Below are 26,118 nucleotides of genomic sequence, written 5' to 3' on the forward strand. Positions count from 1 at the left end.
TTATAATCGGGCCTTTGTCTATTCGGCGTTTAAATTTAATAAATCATCCATCCCAAAAACACCTTCCCGGCCAATAAGCCACTCAGCGGCTACCACAGCACCCAGGGCAAATCCCTGCCGACTATGGGCTACGTGACTAATTTCAATCCGATCGACATCCGATTCATACCGGATTGTGTGCGTACCTGGGACTACGCCTTCCCGCACCGATTCGATAGCAATGGCATCCGTGGACTCAATCTGCGCGCTGGATTCTTCTTTCAACACCCACCGATTCTTAGTATCGATGTGATCCATGATCCCTTCAGCCAACGTAATGGCAGTACCACTCGGCGCATCTTTCTTTTCGGTATGGTGGATTTCCGTCATTGAAATCTCGTACGACGGATAATTATGCATGAACCGGGCCAGCACCTTGTTTAACTTGAAAAACAAATTGACACCAATGCTGTAGTTCGATGCGTAAAAGAAAGCGCCTTTTTTCTCGCGGCACAACGCTTCGATTTCAGCTCGATGACTAAGCCAGCCCGTTGTTCCACAAATCAGCGGCCAGCCCCGCTTTAGGCAGTACGTGATGTTTTCAACAGCCGCTTCAGGCGAGCTGAATTCAATGACCACGTCAACACTATCGTCGGTCAGCGCATCCAGTTCGTCACGGTTGTCAATATTAATGCGGCCAGCGATCTGATGACCACGCTCAAGGGCAATCTGCTCGATCGCTCTGCCCATCTTCCCGTATCCTAACAGAAGAATATTCATACTAAAGGAGGAAAGGAGGAAAGGGAGGAAGGAGGAAAGGAATAAGTTACCATAGTGTCAAGCAAGCAATTTTTACTCCTTTCCTCCCTCCTCCCTTTCCTCCTCTTTTTTATCATTTAAACGTAAAAGCAACCCGAACACCCGGTACAATGCCCGTACCGGGCATCGGCAGTACATTAGGGTGAACCTTCATCGAGATATCGTCCGACAAATCAAATGTTTTCATGTGAGCCGCAACATTAGCTTCAACGGCGTTCAATGCCCAGCCAACGGCCGTCAGAATAACCGTCAGATCGCGCTGCCGCTGAAACTGATCAGTAGCTCGCTTTAGTTGTTGTACTGTCAAAGGACGATCACGTACCGTGGCAACCTTGGCCTGATACAAGGGGTTGATCGTCGTTGAGTTGTACGCTTCCCGGTAACCAGCCAAGTATTGATTATACAGGTTTTGATTCCACTGAAACGAATAAACAGCGCCAATTAAGCCACCATAAATAAAGGGGAGTTTCCAGAACTGGCGATTGTATATCTGCCCGAGACCGGGAAAAATCAGTGACCGAATGGTGGCTTTACGCGGAACAATCTTGCGGATTTTGGCTTCCTGCGCGGCAGTGACCTGTCCGGTGTCCAGCGTTGCAGACCCGTTTTCGGGTGTCAGCGTAGACGTACCAACGCGAACGCCGTTACGGCGAACCGTTTCAGGGATCGTGTCGGCTGCCGAACGAATTTGCCGGGTCGAGTCCGTCGGCGCAGGAGTTACCGCTGGTGCAGCAGCCGGCTGCTGCGCCAATAAGGATCGTGCTGAACTAACGATTAACAGACACGCGATCAGGAACGTGAAAAACTGTTTCATGCTTTCGCAACGCCCAATACCCGCTGTTTGTCTTGCCCGATCAACTTTTTAGAATAATTTAACACCACTAGGCCTGCGAATTCAGCACTTCCAGGATTTTGGTAAGTTCCTCCTGCGACGTGAATGGTATTTTAATTTCTCCCTTGTGCCGCTCGTCAGCCTTGATGGACACCTTGGTGCCGAACATCGACGAGAGTTTGAACTGCAAACTGCGCATTTCCTGCTTAGGCAACGTAACGCGACGCTCAGTAGCCGTGTCCTGTAAATTGTCCGACAGATTACGTACGGCTTCTTCTACTTTACGGACCGACCAATCCTCATCAACCGTTCGGTTGAACAGGCGAATCTGCACATCCGGATTTTCGATGTTGATGATGGCACGGGCGTGCCCCATCGAAATTTTGTTATCGCGCAGCGCTGCCTGAATAACGGGCGGTAGCTTCAGCAAACGAATGTAGTTATTTACCGTAGTCCGGTTTTTTCCCACTCGCTCGCCCAGTTCTTCCTGCTTCAGACTACATTCGGTGATAAGCCGCTGGTAGCTCAGGGCAATCTCGATTGAGTTTAGATTTTCTCGCTGAATGTTCTCAATCAGCGCCATTTCCAGCATCTGCTGGTCATTAGCCGTGCGAACGTAAGCGGGAATATGAGTCAGCCCGGCAATTTTAGACGCCTGCAAGCGTCGTTCTCCCGAGATAAGCTGGTAACGATCTTTACCCTGTTGCCGAACAGTAATGGGCTGAATAATACCCTGCGTCCGAATCGAATCGGCCAGTTCCTGCAGTGCTTCCTCGTCAAAGCGGGTACGTGGCTGAAACGGATTTGTTTCAATGTATGACAACCCAATCTCGGTCATCGTACCAATTGACTCAAACGGCGACGATTTTGTCTGCCGGTTGACGGCTTCGCTGTCATGCAGCAATGCACCTAAGCCTCGGCCCAGTCCAATCATCTTCTTATTCGGCGCTTTGGCGTTTGCGTTATCCATGAGCAGTTTTTTTTAGCGATTGACCTATGCTATATGGTGAGCAAGGACACCCAATCAGGAACATCCCAGTTGTCCATCAAGTAGCCCGGATTATGTACGCTTGATTATACTTCGTGGGGCATCAAGCCATTTTTGGCAAGAATCTCGCGGGCCAGGTTCAAATAGCTTACAGCCCCTTTACTGTCGGCATCCTGCGCCAGCGCGGGCACGCCAAAACTTGGTGATTCGCTGAGTCGGATATTTCGTGGAATAATGGTACTAAAAACCATTTGCTGGAAATGGCTTGTTACTTCACCCACGACCTGGTTCGACAGACGCACCCGGAGGTCATACATTGTCAGCAGGATTCCTTCGATCGCTAGGCTCGTGTTCAGCCGTGACTGAATAATCTTGATCGTGTTCAGCAGCTTACCCAGCCCTTCCAACGCAAAATATTCACATTGAACTGGAATAATGACGGAATCAGCGGCTGTCAGGCTGTTGATTGTGATCAGTCCAAGCGATGGTGAGCAGTCGATAATGACGAAATCGTAACTATCCCGAATTGAATCCAGCGTTACTTTCATTTTATCTTCTCGATTCTGCAGGTTGATCATTTCGATCTCCGCTCCTACCAAATCGATGTGCGATGGTAACAGATCAAGATTCGGAAAATCCGTCTGAATGATAGCATCCTGCGGCCGAATTCCTTCAACCATGCATTCGTAGATGCTGTACTCGATTTCTTTTGGATTATACCCCAAGCCTGACGTCGAGTTTGCCTGTGGATCGGCGTCGACTATCAGTGTTTGAAATTCGAGAGCGGCCAAACTAGCGGCCAGATTAATCGTTGTTGTTGTTTTACCGACGCCCCCTTTTTGGTTGGCGATAGCAATGACTTTACCCATTGGTCTGTGCGTTGCAGACCCAAATATGCCGGATAGTTTTCACGAATCCAAGCACTGTTCCACGGAATGTTCCACAAAAGGTAAAGAGCGAAAGAATGAATGAGCGAAAGAGCGATCCTTTCAGAAGGTACTCTTTCGCTCATTCATTCTTCCGCTCTCTAAATTAATCCGCCCACACCTTCGTTCCTTCGGTACAGTTGCGGCACATTTCTATTTCAGAGCGGGATCGTAGCAATGTCTGGCGGAAGTTATTGTAGGCGTCGCCATGCCAGAGATCGGCGAAAGACTCCGTTTGCAGATCGCCGAGTCGATGATCCGCGTCTTTGTCAAAACAGCAGGGAACGACCAGGCCATCCCAGGTAATGACGCAGGAATGCCACATCTTCCAGCAATGGTCTCCAAAGCCGTTCTTGATTCGATACGAACCGTCGTCCTGCGCGGCATACCGGCTGTACTGGTCGATGGTTGGAATTAGATCTGAACCTTGTTCGTAGTCATAGATCTGCGCTGTTTTCAAGCCAACTTCATCAACCCCTAACTCACGAGCCAGTTCTTTCACTTCAGCAATCTGATGCTCGTTGGGCTTGACGACCAGAAACTGAAATACGACGTGGGGGGTCTTAGACTTCAGTTCCTTCTTCCAGCGGATGATATTTTTTGTCCCCTCCAGCACCTTTTCGAGCTTCCCTCCTACCCGATATTGTTGGTACACTTCCTGCGTGGTTCCGTCGATCGAGATGATAAGCCGGTCCAGGCCCGACTCGACGGTTTTTTTTGCGTTAGCGTCCGTCAGGTAATGTGCGTTGGTGCTGGTGGCCGTGTAGATATTGCGATCGGTAGCATAGCGGACCAGCTCCAGAAACTGCGGATGGAGATAAGGTTCTCCCTGAAAGTAGAAGATCAGATACAGCAGCGTTTCGTGCAGTTCGTCAATAGTCCGTTTGTATAGGTCTTCGCCTAACATACCCGTTGGCCGGGTGAACGACCGCAGACCACTAGGACATTCCGGACAACGCAGGTTACAGGAGGTTGTTGGTTCAAACGAGATTGACATGGGTAGCCCCCGTTGTAAAGGACGACCTTGTTGCCGCGACGCGTAGTAACTATACAGCACCTTGAGCGCATTAGCGACGCGCTTGGGCGTCAGCTTGGAAGCAAAGTTAAGCCCGTCGGACAGGTTGCGATTCATGCAGTAAAGATACGGCAGTCTGTCAGCATCACTACTTCGACGTAGGAGCAAACGACATAGCCACACCATTCATACAGTAACGTAGCCCCGTCGGTTCCGGTCCGTCATTAAATACGTGGCCCAGATGCGCATCGCAGACAGAACAACGTACCTCCGTTCGAGTTCCGTCAGGTTCTGTGTAGATAGCGTTCTTAACCACGGGCTGGTAGAAACTTGGCCAGCCCGTACCCGACTCAAACTTAGTCTTGGACGTAAAAAGCGGGTTTTTACAGCCAGCGCAAACGTACGTGCCGGACCGATGCTCATGGACTAACTGGCTACTATTTGGCCATTCAGTTCCCCGGTCCCGCGTGACCCGATACTGAGCGTATGGCATCAGTGATCGCCACTCATCGTCCGTTTTCTCTACCCGCCGACCGTTGGGCGATGTTGCACCAACGGGCAAATGATGCACAGGCCGGGGCGTCGCGAAGTACGTTCCGTACAACCAGAGTAGACCAGCAACCAATAACGCGATCAGGAGGAAAATTCGGTTTTGCGACATACGTATAGGTGGCAACTATCGGACTTTAAGCTGCTTACCTAAATCTATAACGTAGGCTCCTACTGAAAAATTCGCCCGTGCTCGATCATCAGATCGGTAACACCCTGACAGTCATGACGCCAAACTCTTTATCGCCCAATGGCAACCTTACGCAGAATAGAATCAATGACCTGTAAGGTCGTTACTCCATCGGCTTCTGCTTCGTAGTTGAGCATAATCCGGTGATTGAACACGTCGGGCGCAACTTCCTTGATATCTTCGGGTAGGACGTAATCGCGCCGATCGAAGTAGGCCATCGCTTTGGCTGCCAGATTCAAATTAATACTGGCGCGGGGTGATACGCCGAACTGGATGTATCGAGCCTCGTCACGCAGGTTGTATTCCATAGGTCGGCGCGTCGCGAACACCAGTTCGATAATGTACCGCTCCAGTGTCTCAGAGATCGTGATGCCGTTGATCTCGTTCCGGATCGCTACTAGATCTTCCTTTCCCAGAACCGGCTGCACTTCGTAATCGAAGTTCATGTTCGACATTCGGCGCATGACGGTTAGTTCATCCTCCTTGCTCAGATAATCGACGAACACCTTCATCATAAACCGGTCAACCTGCGCTTCGGGCAACGGATACGTTCCTTCCTGCTCGACGGGGTTCTGCGTCGCCAGCACCAGAAAAGGCTGATCCAGCACAAATGTTTCCTCGCCGATCGTCACCTGTTTTTCCTGCATGGCCTCCAGCAAGGCTGCCTGCACCTTTGCTGGTGACCGGTTAACCTCATCGGCCAGAATCAGGTTGGCGAAGATAGGTCCCTGTTTTACGTCAAAATCAGCCGTTTTCTGGTTGAAAATCATCGTGCCAATCAGGTCGGCGGGCAGTAGATCGGGCGTAAACTGAATCCGTTGAAAATCAAGCTCCAGCACTTTCGACAATGTACTGATTGTCAACGTTTTCGCGAGTCCTGGAACACCTTCTAGTAGAATGTGCCCCCCGGTAAAGAGTCCGATCAGCAGCCGATTCAGCAGCCGATCCTGCCCCACGACTACCTGACTCATTTCGTTCAGAACGTCCCGAATTTTTGTATGGTAGGCGAATGAAGTCGTCGATTGCATGTCAGAACGTTGCTCGGATGCTCCGGTCTTTACCGTGAATATCTTTATAAACTTGAATCTTCGTAAAGCCCCGGTCAGCGAACACTTCCCGGGTTGCCTCTCCAAATCGCTCGTTGATTTCTACGTAACAAGCTCCGTCTTTCGTCAGGTGCTTTACGCAAAAATCAGCCACGGCTTTGTAAAACACCAGCGGATCATTGTCTTCCACAAACAAGGCCAAGTCGGGCTCATAATCCAATACGTTCCGGTCCATTTCCGCGGCCTCCGAGCGGGTAACGTAAGGCGGATTACTTACCACACAATCGAATTTCGCAATGCCTTCGGCCGGCACATCCAGAATGTCCTGAATAGAAAAATCAACGTCGGCGTTTAGATTTTGCGCATTCCGCCGAGCCAGATCCAGCGCGTCTTCTGATACGTCCCAGCCCGTCACGACCGACTGTGGCAGAAATCGAGCTAACGTAATGGCAATACAACCGCTGCCAGTACCAATATCCAGAATGGGCACATCGTCGGTTCGGTCAGAAAAATCGTGCATGATTAATCGGACCAGATCCTCCGTTTCCGGGCGGGGAATCAGTACATCGGGAGAAACGTCAAATTCAAGGCCGCAGAAGATTGTCGTCCCAATCACGTGCTGAATGGGTTCCTGCCGGTTTAGCCGCTCCAGGATCTTAAACCAGTCGGGTTCGGTCCGGTTGGGTGGCAGGGGTTTGTCGGTCAGCACATCGGTTTTGCGCAGCCCGAAGTAATGATCGAGCAGCATAAACGCCATTTCACGAGCCTCTTCGGTTGAATAGGCCGTAATGTTTTTGCGCAGGCGGTCGTATAGCGGTTTGGCGGTTGCCATTTGATTCAATCAGGTAATTTTGCGTAAAACTAACCAAGTTTATGATTTTCGGCGGAACTCCGTATTGTTCTGACAGGATTAAGGGCTGAGCAAATTCTCATGCTGCCCCCATAAATCACGCCCGCTCGGAGACATAGTCTATACGCTTAACGTTATGCACGAACGTTTCATGTTACGCGCCCTCGAACTAGCCGCATTAGGTCGTGGTCAGGTCAGCCCTAACCCCATGGTAGGCTGTGTTATTGTTCATGAAAGTGAAGGTGGTACACGGATCATCGGTGAGGGCTGGCATAAGCGCTACGGTGACTGGCACGCTGAAGTAAACGCTGTGCAGTCGGTACAACCTGAGGATGTACATTTGCTACCAGAGTCAACGGTGTATGTCACACTCGAACCTTGTTCGCACTGGGGGAAAACGCCACCCTGCGCTAACCTTCTCATTGACAAGCAGGTAAAACGTGTTGTCTGCTGCAACGACGATCCTAATCCGCTGGTCTCGGGGCAGGGGTTCGAGCGCCTGCGCGCGGCAGGTATCACCGTTGAGACAGGCATACTGAACGACTTAGGTCGACAACTGAATGCCCGCTTTTTCACTTTTTTTGAGAAGAAACGCCCGTACATCATCCTGAAGTGGGCTGAAACAGCAGACGGCTTCATCGCTGGCCCTGGTAGTCAACCGATCGCCATAAGCGGCCAGCTTGCCCAGCGGCTAGTGCATCGGTGGCGGAGCGAAGAAGATGCGATCATGGTCGGTACAACTACCGCCCGAACCGATAATCCTCGGTTAAACGTACGGTACTGGCCCGGCCGGAATCCGATTCGCATTGTTATCGACAGATCGTTACAACTCCCTCCCTCCTTGCATCTATTCGATAATACGCAACCGACGCTGGTCTACAATTGTCAAAAAACTGAAGTCAGTGATCAGGTAACTTATCAACAGCTACGTCCAGATCAACCTTTCTTACCACAGCTTATTACGGACCTACACGCTCGACGTATTCAGTCTGTTTTTGTTGAAGGCGGAAGTACACTGCTGAATTCTTTGCTTGACGCAGGTCTGTGGGATGAATTACGCGTTTTTCGCAGCCCCAAGCTGGTCGGCGATGGTGTCAAATCCCCAACGATACGCGGTGTTATTCGAAAAAGGGAGTTTGTTCGCCAGGATGAATTAACTTTCTACCAACCACTTCGCTAGCTAAAGTAATAGTCTGGCCTTCCGCCCGAAAAACGATGATGTTTTGTAAACAGCCACGTGTTTTTTCCGTTAAAAATTGATAGCTTACATCGAGTAAAGTACGTTCGCTATGCATACTTCTATCGCCTTTCTTTTTAGCGCTTTGCTTCTAACGGCCTGTGCAACAAATCGTCCGTCGGCCACTAATGCTCCTGTCGATGCAGCCGAATATTACCAGCCGAATCAGGCGTATGCCCCCACTCAGCGATTGTACCCAGATCCGACGGGGGGGCTTGGTCATTCTGAAGATCCTGATATTCGAGTGACCGATGTTCGGCTGACGGCTTCCTACACAATTCTCTACATGACTTTTGCGAAGGACCCGAATGATCGCGGCTATTATAATTCTACTAGTAGTGTTTCTTTTAACCCCAAGGCGCTCCTGGGCACACACGGCAGCAAGCGAACGTATGCTTTATTAAAAGCAGAAGGAATTCCCCTCTCGCCCGAATCCCGCGACATATCGGGGAACGAACCCGTCAAATTTACGCTCTATTTCGAACGACTGGATGAAGGGGTAGAACGGTTTGATCTGTTTGAGTGTCAGAGCGACAATCAGAACTCTTGTTTCAACGTATCGAATATAACCGTCGAAAACGCTGTAGCAAAAGCGAAATAACGTCATCGACTATCTACTTTTTTCTATTTCCCACACACAGAAGACGAGGATCAGGGCGTTACACAGGTAGTGCCCATATTGTTCTTAGTGCGTTTATGTCCTTTCTCTCTTTGAAAAACTGGTTTCGAATCTCCCGAACTACACTATTTTTTTGCCTGTTTTCGGGGCTGAGTTTGCTAACGGTAGCCCAAGTCACGTTACGATACCGATTACTTTCTGATTACGTCCTGGCACCGGAAGCCAGCGTCAACAAAACAAAGACATCCCTTTACCTATTTGAGGACGCCGAATCATTGAACAAGCTTTTTACGCGGGCCACACCAGTCAGCAAAAAAACGATTGCGCCTAACTTTACGAAAGAAACCGCCATTGGAATCGTATTAGCCTCTACTAGTACGCCCCCTAAAATCTCCGTCAGCCGCGTGTTCGTGCAGGACTCTACGCTCACGATACGGTACATTCGCATGAAGGATACTTCCCAGACGAAAATAGTACAATCGGAGAAAATTCAGCCCACTTTGTTACTAACCATTCCTCGGCAGACAGTCCTGAAAACCCGACTAATCGAAAACGGAAAGTTGATTCAGACTATCCGAAGCGACGACGAGAAATAACGACATTTAGATAGTTTCAACCCGCCACTCAGCAACCTAGTTGAGTGGCGTTTTTCGTTATGGGGCCGTTTCATAAATAAGTTAGCTACTTAGCTATATTGGTTCACATTCTCTGACTGCACAGTAGTAATTCTGGGTGAGTCGGCTACTTTTGGTAATGTCTTTTATCTACCTTTTCCGGAGGATATATGATGACTCTACCACTACCAGCCTCGGCCTTACTACGATTTTTTTTCTACTTACTATCCATATCGACTGGCTACGCTCAGACGATACGGTACGTCAAATTCAATGGTGGTGGTGACGGCAGTTCATGGGCCAATGCCTCACCTGATCTACAGGCAATTATTAACACGTCGTCATCAGGCGATCAGGTTTGGGTCGCAGCAGGCACCTTCAAACCAGGAGGTAACAACAATACTGATCGCCTAGTCAGCTTCAGTATGAAGGATGGTGTTGCCATTTACGGAAGCTTTGTCGGCACGGAAACAACACTGAGCGAGCGCCCGGCTTCGATTACGTCTGCTCAACCATCCACTATTCTGAGTGGAGAATTAGGAGCATCAGACAATTTTTTTGACAACTTCAACAACATCTTTGTCAACAACAATCTGAGCAGCACAGCTATTCTGGATGGCTTTGTCATAACCGGCAGTTACGTAATCGCCAATGGTGGCGGGATGCTCAACCAAAATAGTAGCCCAACGGTACGAAACTGTCATTTTCTAATCAACAGGGGTAGTTCCGGTTCAAAAGGCGGAGGGATGTACAATGATGCGACAAGTAACCCAACACTAACGAACTGCACATTTATAAGTAACACTGCGCGTGAAGGTGGTGCCATCTTCAATCAGCCAACCAGTACATTAACTGTTACACGTTGCACCTTTAGCACCAATTCAGCCTTCGACAATGGCGCTATCGTTGGTGGAACCTTAAAAATAACTAACAGTACGTTCGACAACAATAGAGCAGGACCGGGTCCTGGGGGCGGGTATGGTGGCGCTATAAACATTAGTAGTAACTCTGTCATTACCAACTGCTTGTTTAGTGCTAATCAGGCGATCGGTTTTGGGGGAGCTGTTTTCGTTTCAGCAGGTAATCCTGTTCTAATCAACTGTACATTTAGAGGCAATCGGGCTACCGATGGTGCCGGAACCCGTTATGGCATTGGGGGGGCTATGTACATAGGAGGAATAGAGAATACGCCAACCCTCATCAATTGTAGTTTTAGTAATAATATAGCCAAAGGGCTAGATGGGAACTACGGCAAAGACGCTCATGGGGGCGCTATTTATACCCGCCGTAGTATTCCCTCACTGATTAATTGCAGCTTTGGTCTGAATAACGCCCAGGGCCAGGGTGGTGCGATTTACAATGAGTCAGGCACTACTACTCTAACCAATAACATCCTTTGGGGCAACCTACCAAATGGAATCAGTAATACTAGCAATGCTAATACGGTCTTAACTTATACTGACACGCAGGATAACACGTCCGGCACGGGCAACTTCTCCCTCGATCCTCTCTTCGTTGATGCCGCAGGCGACAATCTCCGCCTGCAGGCCTGCTCCCCCGCCCTCGATAAAGGAAACAATAGCGTTAACCCAACCACCACTGACCTCAATAACACCCCCCGCCTGGTGCGCCAGATTGATCTGGGGCCCTACGAGTTCCAGGGTACGCCAAAGGCACTGGTCACTATCACTCAGCAACCCAACGCCTACTTCAGCATTCCCGAAGGCGGTACGCTGACGGCTACCGTTGCGGCCAGCGGTTCCGCGAGTTCTTATCAATGGTACAAAGATGGTACCCCCGTAAGCGGGGCTACTTCAGCGACGCTGACCGTAAGCAATCTCAACGCCGGTAGTGCCGGTCGCTACTATGTAGTGGTGACGGGGTCTTGTGATAGTGACACTTCGACCGAATCGGTCCTGGTTGTCAACACAGGGATGTATACAGTGAAGGCGGGTCGTTGGGACGACGCGTCAGTGTGGTCGATGAATCGGGTGCCTATTTCCAGCGACGTAGTACGTATAAAGCATCTGGTGAGTATACCAACTGGTTTCGTAGCCGAGGCCCGTCGCCTAAGCTACGATCCGGGGCAGACCTCGCAACTAGGTACAAGCAGCAAAATCAATCTTACTCAGTAGATTAAGTCAACTTCACGATTAATATCTTTGCTTTTAAGTTTTTCCACTACCTTATGAAACAACTTCTCCTTTCCTTATTATGCTGCCGTTTACGCCATTTATTGCCTTTGATGGTATTCTATGTAATGGCAGTTGGCAGTATTCACGCCCAGACAATACGTTACGTAAAGCCCGATGGTAGCGGCAACGGTAGTTCCTGGGCTACAGCCTCTGCCAACCTTCAAGCCATCATCAACGCGTCTTCAGCTGGTGATCAGGTCTGGGTAGCGGTAGGTACCTACAAACCAGGTGGCAACGCTAACACCGACCGTGCTATCAGTTTTAATATGAAAGATGGCGTTGTCATCTATGGAGGCTTTGTTGGTACCGAAAGTACCCTTAGTGAACGCCCGACTTCGCTCACAATATCACCCTCAGGTAGTATTTTGAGTGGTGAGCTTGGCAGCCCTGATGTGTTAACTGATAATAGCGAGCACGTCATAGTTAACACTAATCTGAGCAGCACAGCTATTCTGGACGGTTTCGTCATTACAGCTGCTATACTTCCTAAACTGACAACTGGCGGGGGAATGCGCAATGTGAACAGTAGCCCAACGGTGAGGAACTGTTATTTTACCAATCATACGGAAACGCCGGGTTTCGATGGTGGGTTCGCGGGCGGTGGCGGCATTTACAATGATGCCAGCAGCAACGCCCTAATCATCAACTGCACGTTCGACAATAACAAACTATGGTATGGCACGGGTGTCTTGAGCGAGAGCAATAGCCTCACCTTGGTCAACTGTACGTTTACCAATAACACCGGAGGCTCGTCGGGAGCGGTTATTGGCAAGGCAGTCACCATGACGAACTGCGTTTTCAGCAATAACTATTCATCATCTGGCAGCAGTGGTGGTGGGTCAAGTGGTGGTGGAGCACGAGTTGGTGACGGTTCATACGTAGCCAACTGTTTATTTTCAAATAATACAGCCTTAGGATACGGTGGAGGTCTTTCTGTCGGCGATAATGCAACGGTCGTTAACTGTGTATTTCGGGGCAACAAGGCAACGGGTTTTGGCGGAGCCGGAAATTCAGCCGGTTACGGGGGCGCCGTTTCAGCGGGGAGTTCCTTATTTGTTAACTGTAGCTTTAGTAACAACGAAGCGGGTGGCCGAAACAACTCGGGGGGAGGAGCTGTCTTCTCAACCCCCACCACGAATTTTGTCAACTGTAGTTTTGGCGGTAACAAATGCGACCGGCCTGGTGGTGCTATTGCCCGGTGCGGCCTGCTCATTAACTGCATCATCTGGGGAAATAAGCCTGATGGAGTTTATGGCGTCGTTACCTCATCATTGAAGTATACGATCACGCAGGATATTGCTGCTGGAAATAATTTCATGCAGGATCCGCTTTTCGTTGATGTGGCTGGCGACAACTTACGACTGCTTCCGTGCTCCCCGGCCATTGATCGCGGTATCAACATGTATGATGCAAACACCAAGTACAACAATACCACTACCGATCCGGATAACAAGCCTCGACTGGTACGTCAGATCGATATAGGCGCTTATGAGTTCCAGGGAACGTCACAGCCGCTGGCAACGATTACACAGCAACCGGCTTCTTCTCGCGAAATTCCCCTAGGCGGTACATTAACGGTAACCGTATCGACCAGCGGCACGGTCAGCAGCTACCAGTGGTACAAAGACAACGTAGCTATTGCCGGTGCTACGTCGGCGACCCTGACTGTTACAGGGCTTACAACGGCCGATGCAGGTCGGTATAAAGTCATAGCAGGTGGCATATGTAACAGTGTTACGTCGAGCGAACTGGTTCTGGTCATCAACACGGGTATGTATACGGTAAAGGCCGGTCAGTGGGACGACGCGTCCATATGGTCGATGAATCGGGTGCCCATCAGCAGCGACGACGTACGGATCAATCATCCGGTGACAGTGCCGAGCAACTCCATAGTCAGAGCCCGCCGGATCAGTTACGCCCCCGGGCAGACCTTGCAATTAGGTACGGGTAGTCGGGTTAGTTTAGCTCAGTAGAAAAGATTTCTCAAACGCTTAGTATTTGCGCTCAGTCAATATTATTCCACATAATGAAACAACTTTTTCTTTTGCCCTCTTTTCGCCACCATCTGAGTCTACTTGTTCTGGTGGGGGTACTCTGCGTGTTGGCAGGCAATGTAGCTTACGCGCAAACAATACGTTACGTCAAACCCGATGGTAGCGGCAACGGTAGTTCGTGGGCTACAGCCTCAGCTAATCTACAAGCCATCATCAACGCTTCCTCAGCTGGCGATCAGGTCTGGGTAGCAGCCGGTACGTACAAGCCCAGCAGTTGCACCACCTGCAGTGTAACTGATCGTATGATGAGTTACAGCATGAAAAACGGCGTAGCTCTCTACGGCGGCTTTGTCGGTATGGAAAGCGCCCTCAGCCAGCGACCTGCCTCGCTATCATTGGCACAACCGTCGAGTACTACCCTAAGTGGGTATCTGGGAACAACCAATAATCGAAATGACAGAAGCGTTCACGTCATTGCAAACAACGATTTGAACAATACGGCATTATTAGATGGCTTTGTTATTACAGGCGGTAATATTGACGCTGGAGGCAGCGGAGTCGATTACAACACGCTCCAGGGCGCTGGCATGCGTAATCTGCACAGTAGCCCTATCATTCGTAACTGCTTTTTTTCAGACAATATAGGTACGTTTGGTGGTAGAGGCAGTGGATTATACAGCGACGCCACTAGTTTTCCACAACTCACAAATTGCACGTTTGAGCGAAATGCAGTATCCGAAGGAGCCGCGATTTATGGCGATTCTATTTCTTTGACGAATTGTACCCTTAGCAATAACTTTAGTACAGGCTATTCAGCCGTCATTGTCAGGAAAACAGCCATCATCAACAACTGTACATTCAGTTCTAATAGCGGGGGCTCCGGTCCAAATGGAGGGGCAACTGGAGGAGCGCTGAATGTTGGGGCAGGTTCCGTATTAACAAATTGTTTGTTTGTGCTAAACAGCGTCATTGGTGATGGGGGTTCATTGGCCGCTTATCAGGCAACTGTCGTCAACTGTACTTTTCGTGGTAACAGGTCGTCCAGCGGAGGAGCAGGCATTCAAAATACGTATGGAGGAGCCGTCTACGCCAGAAATACCAGTTTCATCAATTGTAGCTTCACCGGCAACCAAGCCACAACACGGAGTAATTCGGGGGGCGGAGCAGCTTTCACAACTGGTGGCCAATTTGTCAACTGTAGCTTCGCGCGAAACTTTTGCGATCGTACTGGCGGTGCCGTTTTTAGTACCAATACCTCTTTTGTCAATTGCGCTATCTGGGGAAACACGCCGAACGGCATTGTTTCTGACAGTGCAATTGCGATGACGTACACCGATACGCAGGACAACACCCCTGGTACCGGCAACTTCTCACTCGATCCGCTCTTCGTCGATGTCGCTGGCGACAACCTCCGTTTGCGGGCCTGCTCCCCCGCTATCGATAAAGGAAACAACGCTGCTAACTCAGCCACTACCGACCTCAACAACAGCCCCCGCCTAGTGCGCCAGATTGACCTAGGAGCCTACGAGTTCCAGGGTACACCACAGTCGCCATTGACCATTACTCAGCAACCCGTTTCTTATTTCAGTATCCCCCAGGGAGGCACCTTCACTGCCAACGTCAACGCTAGTGGTTCAGTGAGTGCGTACCAGTGGTACAAAGATGGCGCTCCCATCAGCGGGGCCACATCGGCAACTCTTTCAATAAGTAACCTAAGCGCCAGTAACCAGGGGCGTTATTACATCGTGGTAACAGGAAACTGCAACAGTGTTACCTCAAATGAGATTGTCCTGATAGTCAACACGGGGATGTACACCGTGAAGGCGGGCCGGTGGGACGATGCATCTGTGTGGTCGATGAACCGGGTTCCCGTTAGTGGTGATGCGGTCCGCATTAAGCATCCGGTGACAGTGCCAAGTAATTACATAGCCCAGGCCCGTCAGCTAAGCTACGATCCAGGCCAAACAGTGAAACTGCAAACTGGTAGTAAACTTGTGGCTCAGTAGGTAACCATCAAAACTGGTACGTAAACAAACGCACTTAACTTTTTGCTCAAATAACTAAATAGTCTTTTCTTTAAACATGAAAACATCTACACGTCAACTTTTTCTTGCCAGCCTGCTTACGTTTCCCATTGCAGCGCTTCAGGCTCAGACTATTGAGCCAACACCGGGCACATCGCTCACGATAACGGAGGATGTCAATCTAAGCCTTAATAAGTCGCTGCGGTCGGCCGACACAGTGCTGCTAAAGACCTCTTCCTCGAGGATTGGTAACTTGTTTTTAGGGCTTCGCGCGGGTGCGTCTACGTCTACCGGTAACAACAACACCTTTCTGGGGTCCAATGCTGGTCTTAGTTCGAATGGGTCAGCGAATACATTTGTTGGTTTTTCGTCGGGGCGATCAACAACTAGTGGAGCCTTCAACACGTTCATGGGTGTGCAAGCCGGTTACAGCAATACCACTGGTAGCTCCAACTTCATTATGGGTACCAATGCGGGGGTTAATAACACCAGCGGCAACGCTAATTTCTTCCTGGGAGACAACACGGGTAGTGGCAACACAACAGGCGGCTATAACGTATATCTTGGTACCAACGCCGGAAGCGGCTCGGGCGTGAATGGTGATAATAATACAGCCATCGGTTTTGAGACCGGACGTGGCAACGCAGGTGGCGTTAACAACACATTCATCGGTTTCCGGGCTGATGCTGGCGCTAACGGTCTACAAAATGCAACGGCGATTGGTAATAACGCCCGCGTAACAGCGAGCAATGCCCTGGTACTTGGTAGCGGTGTAAACGTGGGGATTGGCAACACCGCCCCTACCGCCCGTCTACATATCACCAGCGGCTCCGCTAATCAGTCAGGCTTACGTCTGGAGAACCTGACATCGGGAACTACGGCCTCCATCAATTCGAGTAAATTTCTGACTGTCGACGGTAGTGGTAATGTCGTGCTGGCTAACTATGCCAGCGGTGGCCGGGTAGCCGCGCAGGACAATGCAGATTTACTTTGGGAACGTAAAGGCGGTTATCTACAAAGCACAAAGGGCGAACCGATCGTTATTGGCTCGGCACTCGCGAAAACACCCGCTGGCTATCGGCTCTACGTAGAAGATGGCATCCTGACCGAGAAAGTGAAAGTAGCTTTAAAAAGCACAGCTGACTGGTCTGACTACGTCTTCGCGCCAACCTATAAATTACGTTCGTTGAGTGAAGTGTCTCAATACGTACAGGCGAATAAGCACCTACCTGGCGTACCATCGGCTTCTGAAGTTGTCGAGCAGGGAATTGACGTTGCCAAAATGGATGCCAAACTGCTGGAAAAAATTGAAGAGTTAACGCTCTACAGCATCGAACTGGAAAAAGAAAATAATCAGCAGCGTACAATCAGCCAGGAACAAGGTAAAAAGTTGGAAAAACAACAGGCTGAAATTGACGAACTCAAGAAGCTGGTTCAACAACTGATCGATCGAAAATAACGTAACGTAATGAATTAATTTGTCAAAGCCCAGGTCTCCAAGTCCTGGGCTTTGTTTATTTAAACTTTTACCGCTTCGTACGGAATATGCAGCCGGATCAGCGTTCCGTTCTGTCGCGAAAGTTCAAGTTTACCTTCCAATTGCTCGGTCAGTAAATAGACAAGCCGTTTCCCGAACGATTTCCCTTTATCAGTCGGCTGCCAATCCGCTGCGAGAATCCCAGGACCGTTGTCCTGCACTTCCAGCGTGATCCCGTCGTGGTTGCGCATTCGGATGATTAGTTGTGGGTGCTGGGACTCGGAGAAGGCATACTTAAGCGCGTTGGTAAATAACTCATTAGCAATCAGCCCGAGCGGAATAGCCACGTCAACCTCTAATTCTTCCACTTCGACATTGATTCGTAGATCCACTTCGTTGGGTCTGTAGCCATAAGCGACAATCAGGCTTTCAGCCAGACTACGTAAATAATCGCGCATGTTCACGCGGGTCACGTTATCCGTTTGGTACAATTTCTGGTGAATCAGCGCCATGGCTTCTACCCGCTGCTGTCCGGTTCGAACGGCCTGAACGGCCTTCTCGTCGTCGAGCCGGGTCGATTGTAGCTTCAGGAGGCTGGAAATGACAGCCAGGTTGTTTTTCACCCGATGGTGGAGTTCGCGCATCATTAATGCCATCTGGTCCGATTGCGCTTGCACCTTTGTCTGGCTTGTTCGCAAGCGTTGCGACTGCACATACAGCACGCCGGCTAAACCAGCTAGAAGAATTATCCCGCTAATACTTGCCCAGATCCAGCGGCTCTGCTGCTCATTTTTGTCGTCCAGTTGTCGAATTTGTGCTTCTTTTTCCTGCGTCTGAAATCGGGTTTCCTGCTCTGAGAGCTGACGCTTCATGGTTTCATTCTGCAGGCTGTCCCGGTTAGCAATCTGCTGCTTATAATAATTTAGGGCCAGTTTGTAATCGCCCCTGGCTTCGGCAATATGATACAAGTGCCCATACACTTCTTCCTGCATAGGTAGCTTATTAGCACCTGTTTTTTTGACCCAGGCCAGTGCCTGCTGGCAAAACGTTTCGGCTTCACTTAACTTGCCCTGCGGAATCAGCGCACTGGGTATGTTGACCAGGCCATAGCCATACAGCGTCTCGTCGCCACCGGGTCGTTTACTAAAGCGTAGTAACTGGCGAAAACCTTGTTCCGACCGGGCGAACTGGCCCATGTTTTTGTAGAGCAGCGATGCGTTGAGCAGTGATATATGGTACGCAAGCGAATCTTTTTGCTTCGCGTAATAGGCCAGGACCCGGTTTGTGTAGCGCTCCGCTTCGTCAAATTGCTTCCGATGCCCGCTGATTTTGGCCAGTTCTTCGTAGAAAGCTATCACCCATTTTGTCTGTCCGTATGCTTCAGCAAGTTTCAGCCCCTGCCGGGTGTACTGCTCGGCCTGCTTATCATTTCCCAGCTGCACGTAACAAAAACTAATGAATGACATCGTCTTCGGTATTTCTCTAGTGTATCCTGCCTGCCGGAATAAACGAAGCGCCTGCTGGTAGTTTGTAATAGCCCGCTGATAATCACCAATGTTTTCATACCAATACCCAAGCCCTCGGTAGCAGATACCAATATCAGGCCGGTTTCCACTTGCCCGTGCGATGGCCAGTGCCTGATCGAACGCTTGTTTGGCCAGCGGAAAATTAATCGCGAAAATCAGCGAGTCACCGATCTCGCGGAGGTTCCAGGTTTTAACGCTATCAGGCGCATTGGCGAGCGAATCGGGCAATAATGACACCTGTGCCCTTGCGTTGCCACTTGAGAAACTAAGTAGCAAACAGAGAAGGGATAGACGAAATTGGTTCACGGCAATAGCGGGTGGAAATTAGCTAACAAACCTACTGGAATAGCGTGATTTTTCCCGCAGTGCCGGCCCCCGAACTTCTTTATTTTCAGTAACACCTCGGCTAATGCTCGCATTGTATTAGTGACGGAGGTTTTGTTACCAGAACCAATCGCAGTCCGAGTTAACAGACACCTGTTTGCCGTCAGAAAATAACCTTAGTAAATTTGTGCATCAAAAACGTACTACGATGAATCGCTTTTTCTTTATCCTTGGTCTGTGTTCATTGGCGGTAGCGGCTTCGGCCCAGGTAACGCCCCCGGCTGCGTCGACGGCGGCTGGCGCAGTAGTTTTATCGAACTCATCCGATCAGGCTCCCGCATCCGTAGAATCTGAGGCCAAAGCCCGAGATGCGGAATATGCTCAATGGAAGACCCGATACGCTACGAACCGAGCCTGGGTTGCCAATGAAATTAAAGAAATCCGCAGCGAAATTGCTACGCTGAAACAACGTAAACCAGGGGTTGAAGAAACCTATTCCGATCTGCTCAACGGCTCCATCAATAACTGGAACCGCGACCGCACCGACTACGGCGATCCCGAGCAATTTGCTGACTGCAAAGAAGTTCTTGTGAATCTAAAAACTTCTATCCGCAACGAACTGACCAAAAAATAGTCTGCTTCGCTACGTAGCAATGGGACGTTTGTGGAGGCAAGGCCAAGCCGCTTTACCTCCACAAACGTCCCATTGTTTTATTAGTCCTCCCGTCCTTCTTTCCGATTCGCATCAGCCATGCGAACGATTTTGGGCGAAAACTTCGCCAGCACTGTCACTAGATCACGCTGGGCGTCAATGACGGTTTCGATGTCTTTGTATACCATTGGCGCTTCGTCCAGGTCACTCCCGATGAGCTGAATACCAGCATCCCGGAGAGCCTGATCCAGCATGGGCCGCGTGATCGAGGAAAATGCTTTAGTGCGCGACATTAGCCGCCCGGCTCCGTGCGAGGCCGACTGCAATGAGTCCGGATTGCCCAGCCCGCGCACCACGAAGCCCGGTTGCGTCATCGAACCCGGAATAATGCCCAGTACGTTCTTCCCTGCCGGGGTTGCCCCTTTGCGATGAACGATTACATCACGGCCGTTGGTCAATTGCTCTTTCCAAGCAAAATTGTGGTGATTCTCGATCCTCACCAGCGGTCTCTCATTCAGCGCTTTCGCCAGTTTATTGTGGATTTCGTGATGGTTCGCCGATGCGTATTCACCGGCCAGATTCATCGCGATCCAGTATTCCTGTCCTTCTTCGGTATTTAGATCGAGCCAGGCCAGGTGTGCAGCTTCTTTCGGTAAGCGGGTTTTCTGCATGGCCAGCTTAGAGTAGTAATTTGCTACGTTGCCGCCAAAGCCGCGCGAACCCGAGTGCGACAGCAACGCCAAGTACGAGCCCGGCGGAAGCGCCAGCCCCGCGTGGTTGGCATCCGTTTCGTGCTCGTACACATCGATGACGCCCCACTCGACAAAGTGATTACCGGTACCGGAGCTACCCAACTGTCGATACGCTTTATCCTTCAGATCGCGGATAACTTTGGTGGCCTGCCACTCCGGTAAATCCATGACGCTCTCATCAAATTTCTGCCGCGTTTCGCCCCCCATCCCGAACTTGGTCTGCTCCACCAGCGACTTTTTCAGCAACTGAGATTCTCGTTCCAGAAAGGCCGGCGGCAGATCGAACACCGACAGGCACATCCGGCAGGCTATGTCGACCCCCACTGCGTAGGGACTGACGGTATTGGCCTCCGTCGCCAGAACGCCCCCGATCGGCAAACCATAGCCTTGGTGCGCGTCCGGCATCAATGACCCCGCTACCGAAATAGGTAAGCTCGCAGCCGTTCGCATCTGCACCAGCGCTCCCTCCTCAATCTGCTCCGCACCAAATACTGTATAAGGCAACGGTTCCGGTCGCAAGTTGAAGGTATGCTCTGATTGCTTATCCGACGTGTTGAGGGCGTAAGGCGCTGGTTCGGTTGGCAGGTAAATAGCACCGGTTTCGCTGAGCGGAACAGCAATCCCCTGTTTGTTCAGGTCATAAATTTGCCGGGCCAGGTTAGTCACTTTGTTTTTCGAATACGCGAACTTCTTCGGGTTATGTAGCATCTGCGCCAGCAACCCCATGACTTTTTCTTTAGGGTAGTCAGCCCGTTGTATCAGGCCATTGGCTACCCGCAGGAAAGCCGGATGCAGGGAATCAGGAATTGGCCCCAGCAAGAGAATATCATCAATCTTAATCAATGTTCCCATGGAGAAAAGTTGAATTTAGGATTTACCAGCCGCTCGTTCGCGGACGAAAAGATGCTTGAGTTGATCGACCATTGAGCTGCCGTTCGACACTGAGATTGAACTGATTTTATCAGCGATCTTCTCAACATACTCCATCTCTTTCAGCTTCCAGAGCATTTCGTTGTCTTCCATCACCTTGGCCGTGTTGAGCAGACTGCGAGTCGACGCGGTTTCCTCCCGACGCATGATGCTGTTAGCCTGCGCTTTCTTTTCGGCCATCAGCACCTGGTTCATGATGTCACGCATATCACCCGGCAGGATGATGTCGCGAACGCCACCGCCCCGCAACTCAACGCCCAGGCGATCGACTTTCTCCGCCGTGGCGTTCAGAACAAAAGCGGCCAGTTCGCTCTTACGGTCAAGGAGTTCGTCAAGGGTCATCCCACCAACATACTCCCGCAAGGCCAGTTGAACAGCTACGTAGAGCTGCTTATCGTACTCCCGGTTTTCGACCAGCGCTTTCGTTACGTCCTCCACCTGATATTGGAGATAAAAACTCAGCCGCAGCGAGGCTTTGTCTTTGGTCAGCATTTCCTGCCCCGATACTTCCATCTGCTGCTGCCGCGTGTCGACTTTTTGGACCTGAATGGGTATGCTGTTTTTCCACCAGTAGTACGTTCCCGGCGTTAAGATCTGGTTGAATTTTTCGTCGATAAACAAAACACCCCGCTCGTGGGCTTCGACCGTAAACACCCGGATGTAGGTGGACAACGATGTGGATAAAAGCGACGGCAAATTGATGCTGGTGGGAATAGCTACTTGACTCAAGTCAGCTTTGACGTGCTCATACTGCTTAATGCCTTTCCAGAACGCCCACCGCCCAGCCAGCAGCACGCCACGAAACAGCCGGGCGAAATCCGTCACTTCATATTGAAGCGCGATTTCGTTATCGGGTACGGTAATCACATCCAGTACAGCAGCTACGTCCGGGTACGTTAGCAGCACGGCCAGATCGACCGGCGGATTCTGCAACCGCTCCCCCCGGTTGTAGACATGTACCATTTCGCCCGGCCAGAGCCAGTGAGTTCCTTCCACCAACAGTCGTTTGTAGCTTCCTTGCTTAAATACCAGGCCGATTTGCCAGGTTTGTACGTGTACCATTTTCATCGTCTGCTTTATTTATCTGTAGTGTGTTCGTCTTGTTGAAATCAGGTAGAAGCTATCCGTTCAGCCGGGGCGGAAGCCGGTTTGGCGCCCGTTTCGGTACCGGATTCTGTGCCGTGTTGCCAATTGATTTGCCCTCGACCCTGGCGTTTGTCAGGCTCTCAGAACAGCTCGCATCGCTGGTACGACGCAGGTACCGGTACGTCCGCGGACGCGGTATCGGCCTGCTGGCTCGGGTTGACTTGTTACGTCGTTGGGCGTGCCAGCAACGTAACGGGATAGCTTCTAACCAATTCCTATGGTGGCCTTTTTAGAAGTAGCCGTCTTCGCTGGAGACCTTTTTTAGAAGTGGTCAGCTTCCCATCCACCGGAATCAACGTGTGGGTTGATGCAGGAGTCGAACCTGCGCACGTCGACAGCAACCCGTCATCATCAACAGCATACCAAAATCAGCCAGGGGCTGCGGCACTCCGGGGCCTTCTGAAACCCGCGTCAGGTTTGACAAGACTATTACTGTCGCGACGGCCCGTTACCGAACCGCCGTGACAAAGGTTACTGGCTACTGCGCAGTGTTTTTGCGCAGTTCAGAAAGTTTTATCACTTTTCTAAAAAAAAATGAGCTAAGTCTTTATGCCTGCCAATCGGAATGCTCTCATTCGCTACAAAACGCTCGATACCTGCCTGCGCAATCGGCAGCGCAAGTGGACACTCGATGCTCTGATTGAAAAAGTCTCGGAAGCACTGTACGAATACGAAGGCCTCGACAAAGGCATTAGCCGACGCACCGTTCAGGCTGACCTGCAACTAATGCGAAGCGATAAACTGGGTTACTACGCGCCCATCGTTGTTACGGATAAAAAGTACTATACCTATAGCGATCCAACCTATAGCATTACCAACATTCCCCTGTCGGATAGCGACCTGGCCCGGATCAATGAAGCCGTCGAGGTTCTGAAGCAGTTCAAAGGGTTTTCGCATTTTACGGCGCTCAATGAGGTCGTGCAGAAGCTGGAAGGGCAGGTGTATTCGACCGCGCAGAAATCGGTGCCGGTCATCGATTTTGAGAAGAACGAAAGCCTGAAGGGGATTCACCTGCTGGACGAACTGTACCAGGCCGTTATCCAGCAGCGGGCCTTGCGGTTGACGTACCAATCCTTCCAGGCTCGTCATCCCCAGCAGATCGTTTTTCACATCTGGTGGCTGAAAGAGTACAAAAACCGCTGGTTTGCGGTGGGCGTATGTGAGGGCAAACGATACATTATGAATCTGGCGCTGGACCGAATGATTACGATTGAACTGGCTCCCGATGTCACGTATCGCCCGAACAAACAGTATGATCCGGAAACGTATTACCGGGACGTTATTGGTGCAACCGTCAGCCCAACGCTACGGCCTATGCGGGTAAAGCTTTTTGTCAGCCAGCCGCAGGCACCCTACGTCGAAACGAAACCGCTCCACCACTCGCAGCAAGTTCTCGAACGGACCAACGATGGGATTATCATTGCGCTTCACGTACAGCATAATTTCGAACTGGAGCGCGAGATACTTTCCTTCTGTGAGTACATTACGGTCCTGGAACCCGAACGACTTCGCCGGACGATTCAGCGCCGGCTCGGCGCCGGAGCCACCAATTACACCGACCCGCCCCGTTCGCCAGAACAAATCGTCAGTTGAAAACCTCAATCCCTTATTTCTGAGTTATTGATGTAAATACAACGTTATGATTCTTCAACCACAGATCAGGGATTTAGCCGTCATCAGCGATCAGCAAACCTGCGCGCTGCTCGACAAACAGGGAACGATAAGCTGGTTCTGCCCGACGCGCTTCGACGCCGATGCCGTTTTCTCACTCCTGCTCGACGAGCAGAAAGGTGGGTATTGGTCGGTAGAAGCCGAAGGCAAGACCTTTGTCAGCCGGGCCTACGAAGATCGAAGCAGCATTCTGACAACGAACTTCACGGCTGGTGGAAAACCGTTTTCGATTACAGACTGGATGCCGACCCAGGCTAAGCAAACCCAAGCAGGGAAAAATCAGGTTGAACCCGCTGCGGCAGTGATTAACGGCATCTGCCGGCAGTTCTCGGCAGCCCCCGTCAACATTACTAGTCGCATCCGGCTTAAACCCGATTATGGTCTGCGAAATAGTGTGCCAATCCTGACTGACGATAAGCTCTCGGCCACTTTCTCCTCGGTCAAGCTGTGCCTGAAAACGTCGCACCCGTTAACGAAGGATGACAATGGCTTGGTATTTCATATTCCGGCTGGCGAAACCGGCTGGGCCGTTCTCGTTGAAGAAAGTGAAAGCCAGACCGACGTAACACCCCAGCTTCTGAACGATTTACTGCAACATACCCGAAAAACCTGGGCCCATCTGGCATCATTGCTGATCTACAAAGGTCCCTACGAGAAAGAGGTCAACGAATCTATCCGGGCTATTCAGCAGCTGACCTACGAAAAAACCGGTGGAATTATTGCTGCGGCTACTACGTCATTACCGGAGGTTATCGGCGGAGAGCGGAATTATGATTACCGTTACGTCTGGATGCGCGACGTGGCCTTGATTACCGGCGCGCTGGCGCAGGTGGATGAAGTGGGTGAAACAGAAGAAAATTTCCTGTCGTTTATGTGCGGAGCCTTGGGTGAAAACAAGCAGGTTAATCTATCACCATTCTACAGCGTTGAAAAAGAAATTATTTCCAGCGCTGAAGAACTGGAATTGGCGGGTTATAAGGCTAGCGTTCCCGTTCAGATTGGCAACACAGCTAGCAAACAACTCCAGCTCGATAGCGACGCCAACGTACTGCTGGCAGCAAAACTGATCTACGACCGGTTCGGTAAAAAACAGCATTGGGACGCCGTCTGTAAAGTAGCCAACTTTCTGGCCGAAAACTGGCAGCGCGAAGACAACGGCATCTGGGAAGAATCAACAACGCACCAATACACAACCGGCAAGGCCTACACTGCCCGTGGTCTGGAGTTCATGGCCAAATACGCCGACACACCCGCTCAGGCCCAATACTGGAAAGATACGGCGGCTAAAATCCGAAAATTCGTGCACGATCATTGCCTGACCAAACAGGGGGCTTTTGCCGTTTACGCGGGTTCGGAAGACGTCGACATTGCGACGGCTTTATTCACGCCCTGGTCGTACGTTGAGCCGGATAGCCCCGAAATGAAAGCGACAATCCACGCCCTCGAAACCAACTACTGCCGCGACAACCTGTACTGGCGTCACCTGGAAGAATTTGATTCGAGCAAAGAAGGGGCGTTCCTGGCCGGTACGTTCTGGATGTCACACCACTACGCTATTGTGGGCAACTTGCCCAAAGCCAAGGCCATCCTGGAAGCGGGCATGAAGTACCAAAACGACCTGGGTTATTTCAGCGAGGAAGCGGGCGTACACACGGGAGAAATGCTGGGCAACTTCCCACAGACGTTTGTGCATTCGTCCTTTGTCTGTGCAGCCAATGGTATCAAGATGGCAATGGCCGGCAAAGATAGTCGGGCATTTTAGT

The 26,118-nt window shown here is 50.7% G+C and carries 21 protein-coding genes; 10 read left to right on the forward strand and 11 right to left on the reverse strand.

Annotation, left to right across the window (positions count from 1 at the left end; all coding sequences use genetic code 11):
- Positions 1–18: 18 nt before the first annotated feature.
- The 8 genes from dapB to prmC all read right to left on the reverse strand — a co-directional run bounded on the left by dapB (position 19) and on the right by prmC (position 7,176).
- Positions 19–759 (reverse strand): 4-hydroxy-tetrahydrodipicolinate reductase, encoded by a 741-nt coding sequence (dapB, locus tag ACYVAD_RS01395; RefSeq protein ID WP_461137676.1) that lies wholly within the window; start codon positions 757–759, stop codon positions 19–21.
- Between the two features lie 112 nt (positions 760–871).
- Entirely contained in the window at positions 872–1,612 is a 741-nt protein-coding gene (locus ACYVAD_RS01400) for a DUF5683 domain-containing protein (RefSeq protein ID WP_461137677.1), read from the reverse strand.
- Positions 1,613–1,679: 67 nt separating this feature from the next.
- The gene (locus tag ACYVAD_RS01405; protein ID WP_461137678.1) at positions 1,680–2,600 is read right to left on the reverse strand and encodes a ParB/RepB/Spo0J family partition protein; all 921 of its coding nucleotides are present in this window, start codon (positions 2,598–2,600) and stop codon (positions 1,680–1,682) included.
- 104 nt (positions 2,601–2,704) lie between these two features.
- Positions 2,705–3,487: a ParA family protein gene (locus tag ACYVAD_RS01410; protein WP_461137679.1), complete on the reverse strand. Its 783-nt coding sequence runs from the start codon at positions 3,485–3,487 to the stop codon at positions 2,705–2,707.
- 163 nt (positions 3,488–3,650) lie between these two features.
- Complete coding sequence (locus ACYVAD_RS01415) at positions 3,651–4,676, reverse strand: SPASM domain-containing protein (protein ID WP_461137680.1); 1,026 nt, start codon at positions 4,674–4,676, stop codon at positions 3,651–3,653.
- A 31-nt stretch (positions 4,677–4,707) separates the two neighbouring features.
- Positions 4,708–5,220: a peptide-methionine (R)-S-oxide reductase MsrB gene (gene msrB, locus ACYVAD_RS01420; RefSeq protein WP_461137681.1), complete on the reverse strand. Its 513-nt coding sequence runs from the start codon at positions 5,218–5,220 to the stop codon at positions 4,708–4,710.
- A 128-nt stretch (positions 5,221–5,348) separates the two neighbouring features.
- Complete coding sequence (locus tag ACYVAD_RS01425) at positions 5,349–6,326, reverse strand: AAA family ATPase (protein ID WP_461137682.1); 978 nt, start codon at positions 6,324–6,326, stop codon at positions 5,349–5,351.
- 1 nt (position 6,327) lies between these two features.
- A complete protein-coding gene (gene prmC / locus ACYVAD_RS01430) occupies positions 6,328–7,176 on the reverse strand; it encodes a peptide chain release factor N(5)-glutamine methyltransferase (RefSeq protein WP_461137683.1) in 849 nt (282 codons plus the stop codon).
- 154 nt (positions 7,177–7,330) lie between these two features.
- On the opposite strand from prmC, the gene ribD reads away from it, so the two are divergent.
- The 7 genes from ribD (at position 7,331) to ACYVAD_RS01465 (ending at position 17,336) form a co-directional block, all read left to right on the forward strand.
- Positions 7,331–8,374 (forward strand): bifunctional diaminohydroxyphosphoribosylaminopyrimidine deaminase/5-amino-6-(5-phosphoribosylamino)uracil reductase RibD, encoded by a 1,044-nt coding sequence (ribD, locus tag ACYVAD_RS01435; protein ID WP_461137684.1) that lies wholly within the window; start codon positions 7,331–7,333, stop codon positions 8,372–8,374.
- Positions 8,375–8,483: 109 nt separating this feature from the next.
- Positions 8,484–9,032: a hypothetical protein gene (locus tag ACYVAD_RS01440; protein ID WP_461137685.1), complete on the forward strand. Its 549-nt coding sequence runs from the start codon at positions 8,484–8,486 to the stop codon at positions 9,030–9,032.
- 110 nt (positions 9,033–9,142) lie between these two features.
- Positions 9,143–9,646: a hypothetical protein gene (locus ACYVAD_RS01445; RefSeq protein WP_461137686.1), complete on the forward strand. Its 504-nt coding sequence runs from the start codon at positions 9,143–9,145 to the stop codon at positions 9,644–9,646.
- A gap of 188 nt (positions 9,647–9,834) precedes the next feature.
- Positions 9,835–11,799, forward strand: a complete 1,965-nt coding sequence (locus tag ACYVAD_RS01450) for an immunoglobulin domain-containing protein (RefSeq protein ID WP_461137687.1) — start codon at positions 9,835–9,837, stop codon at positions 11,797–11,799.
- 110 nt (positions 11,800–11,909) lie between these two features.
- On the forward strand, positions 11,910–13,832 hold the full coding sequence (locus ACYVAD_RS01455) for a right-handed parallel beta-helix repeat-containing protein (protein WP_461138505.1): 1,923 nt from the start codon (positions 11,910–11,912) through the stop codon (positions 13,830–13,832).
- 53 nt (positions 13,833–13,885) lie between these two features.
- Complete coding sequence (locus ACYVAD_RS01460; protein ID WP_461137688.1) at positions 13,886–15,859, forward strand: choice-of-anchor Q domain-containing protein; 1,974 nt, start codon at positions 13,886–13,888, stop codon at positions 15,857–15,859.
- Positions 15,860–15,935: 76 nt separating this feature from the next.
- Positions 15,936–17,336 carry a bZIP transcription factor gene (locus ACYVAD_RS01465; protein WP_461137689.1) on the forward strand — a complete coding sequence of 467 codons (1,401 nt, stop codon included), beginning with the start codon at positions 15,936–15,938 and terminating at the stop codon, positions 17,334–17,336.
- A 59-nt stretch (positions 17,337–17,395) separates the two neighbouring features.
- Here ACYVAD_RS01465 and ACYVAD_RS01470 read toward each other — a convergent pair whose 3' ends face one another.
- Positions 17,396–19,156 carry a tetratricopeptide repeat-containing sensor histidine kinase gene (locus tag ACYVAD_RS01470; protein WP_461137690.1) on the reverse strand — a complete coding sequence of 587 codons (1,761 nt, stop codon included), beginning with the start codon at positions 19,154–19,156 and terminating at the stop codon, positions 17,396–17,398.
- Between the two features lie 256 nt (positions 19,157–19,412).
- Here ACYVAD_RS01470 and ACYVAD_RS01475 point away from each other — a divergent pair, with 256 nt between their 5' ends.
- A complete protein-coding gene (locus tag ACYVAD_RS01475) occupies positions 19,413–19,838 on the forward strand; it encodes a hypothetical protein (RefSeq protein ID WP_461137691.1) in 426 nt (141 codons plus the stop codon).
- Positions 19,839–19,918: 80 nt separating this feature from the next.
- Here the strand turns inward: ACYVAD_RS01475 and ACYVAD_RS01480 are convergent, their stop codons facing one another.
- Positions 19,919–21,460: an RtcB family protein gene (locus tag ACYVAD_RS01480; protein ID WP_461137692.1), complete on the reverse strand. Its 1,542-nt coding sequence runs from the start codon at positions 21,458–21,460 to the stop codon at positions 19,919–19,921.
- Between the two features lie 15 nt (positions 21,461–21,475).
- A complete protein-coding gene (locus ACYVAD_RS01485) occupies positions 21,476–22,600 on the reverse strand; it encodes a slipin family protein (protein ID WP_461137693.1) in 1,125 nt (374 codons plus the stop codon).
- Positions 22,601–23,233: 633 nt separating this feature from the next.
- Here ACYVAD_RS01485 and ACYVAD_RS01490 point away from each other — a divergent pair.
- On the forward strand, positions 23,234–24,277 hold the full coding sequence (locus ACYVAD_RS01490; RefSeq protein ID WP_461137694.1) for a helix-turn-helix transcriptional regulator: 1,044 nt from the start codon (positions 23,234–23,236) through the stop codon (positions 24,275–24,277).
- A 46-nt stretch (positions 24,278–24,323) separates the two neighbouring features.
- Positions 24,324–26,117 carry a glycoside hydrolase family 15 protein gene (locus ACYVAD_RS01495; RefSeq protein WP_461137695.1) on the forward strand — a complete coding sequence of 598 codons (1,794 nt, stop codon included), beginning with the start codon at positions 24,324–24,326 and terminating at the stop codon, positions 26,115–26,117.
- The last annotated feature ends 1 nt before the right edge of the window (position 26,118 follow it).

Source organism: Spirosoma pomorum, from assembly GCF_054776615.1.

Bases quoted from the DNA above. Each gene is read 5' to 3' on its own strand.
- dapB (WP_461137676.1), bottom strand. From the start codon at position 759: ATGAATATTCTTCTGTTAGGATACGGGAAGATGGGCAGAGCGATCGAG.
- ACYVAD_RS01400 (WP_461137677.1), bottom strand. From the start codon at position 1,612: ATGAAACAGTTTTTCACGTTCCTGATCGCGTGTCTGTTAATCGTTAGT.
- ACYVAD_RS01405 (WP_461137678.1), bottom strand. From the start codon at position 2,600: ATGGATAACGCAAACGCCAAAGCGCCGAATAAGAAGATGATTGGACTG.
- ACYVAD_RS01410 (WP_461137679.1), bottom strand. From the start codon at position 3,487: ATGGGTAAAGTCATTGCTATCGCCAACCAAAAAGGGGGCGTCGGTAAA.
- ACYVAD_RS01415 (WP_461137680.1), bottom strand. From the start codon at position 4,676: ATGAATCGCAACCTGTCCGACGGGCTTAACTTTGCTTCCAAGCTGACG.
- msrB (WP_461137681.1), bottom strand. From the start codon at position 5,220: ATGTCGCAAAACCGAATTTTCCTCCTGATCGCGTTATTGGTTGCTGGT.
- ACYVAD_RS01425 (WP_461137682.1), bottom strand. From the start codon at position 6,326: ATGCAATCGACGACTTCATTCGCCTACCATACAAAAATTCGGGACGTT.
- prmC (WP_461137683.1), bottom strand. From the start codon at position 7,176: ATGGCAACCGCCAAACCGCTATACGACCGCCTGCGCAAAAACATTACG.
- ribD (WP_461137684.1), top strand. From the start codon at position 7,331: ATGCACGAACGTTTCATGTTACGCGCCCTCGAACTAGCCGCATTAGGT.
- ACYVAD_RS01440 (WP_461137685.1), top strand. From the start codon at position 8,484: ATGCATACTTCTATCGCCTTTCTTTTTAGCGCTTTGCTTCTAACGGCC.
- ACYVAD_RS01450 (WP_461137687.1), top strand. From the start codon at position 9,835: ATGATGACTCTACCACTACCAGCCTCGGCCTTACTACGATTTTTTTTC.
- ACYVAD_RS01455 (WP_461138505.1), top strand. From the start codon at position 11,910: ATGGTATTCTATGTAATGGCAGTTGGCAGTATTCACGCCCAGACAATA.
- ACYVAD_RS01460 (WP_461137688.1), top strand. From the start codon at position 13,886: ATGAAACAACTTTTTCTTTTGCCCTCTTTTCGCCACCATCTGAGTCTA.
- ACYVAD_RS01465 (WP_461137689.1), top strand. From the start codon at position 15,936: ATGAAAACATCTACACGTCAACTTTTTCTTGCCAGCCTGCTTACGTTT.
- ACYVAD_RS01475 (WP_461137691.1), top strand. From the start codon at position 19,413: ATGAATCGCTTTTTCTTTATCCTTGGTCTGTGTTCATTGGCGGTAGCG.
- ACYVAD_RS01480 (WP_461137692.1), bottom strand. From the start codon at position 21,460: ATGGGAACATTGATTAAGATTGATGATATTCTCTTGCTGGGGCCAATT.
- ACYVAD_RS01485 (WP_461137693.1), bottom strand. From the start codon at position 22,600: ATGGTACACGTACAAACCTGGCAAATCGGCCTGGTATTTAAGCAAGGA.
- ACYVAD_RS01490 (WP_461137694.1), top strand. From the start codon at position 23,234: ATGCCTGCCAATCGGAATGCTCTCATTCGCTACAAAACGCTCGATACC.
- ACYVAD_RS01495 (WP_461137695.1), top strand. From the start codon at position 24,324: ATGATTCTTCAACCACAGATCAGGGATTTAGCCGTCATCAGCGATCAG.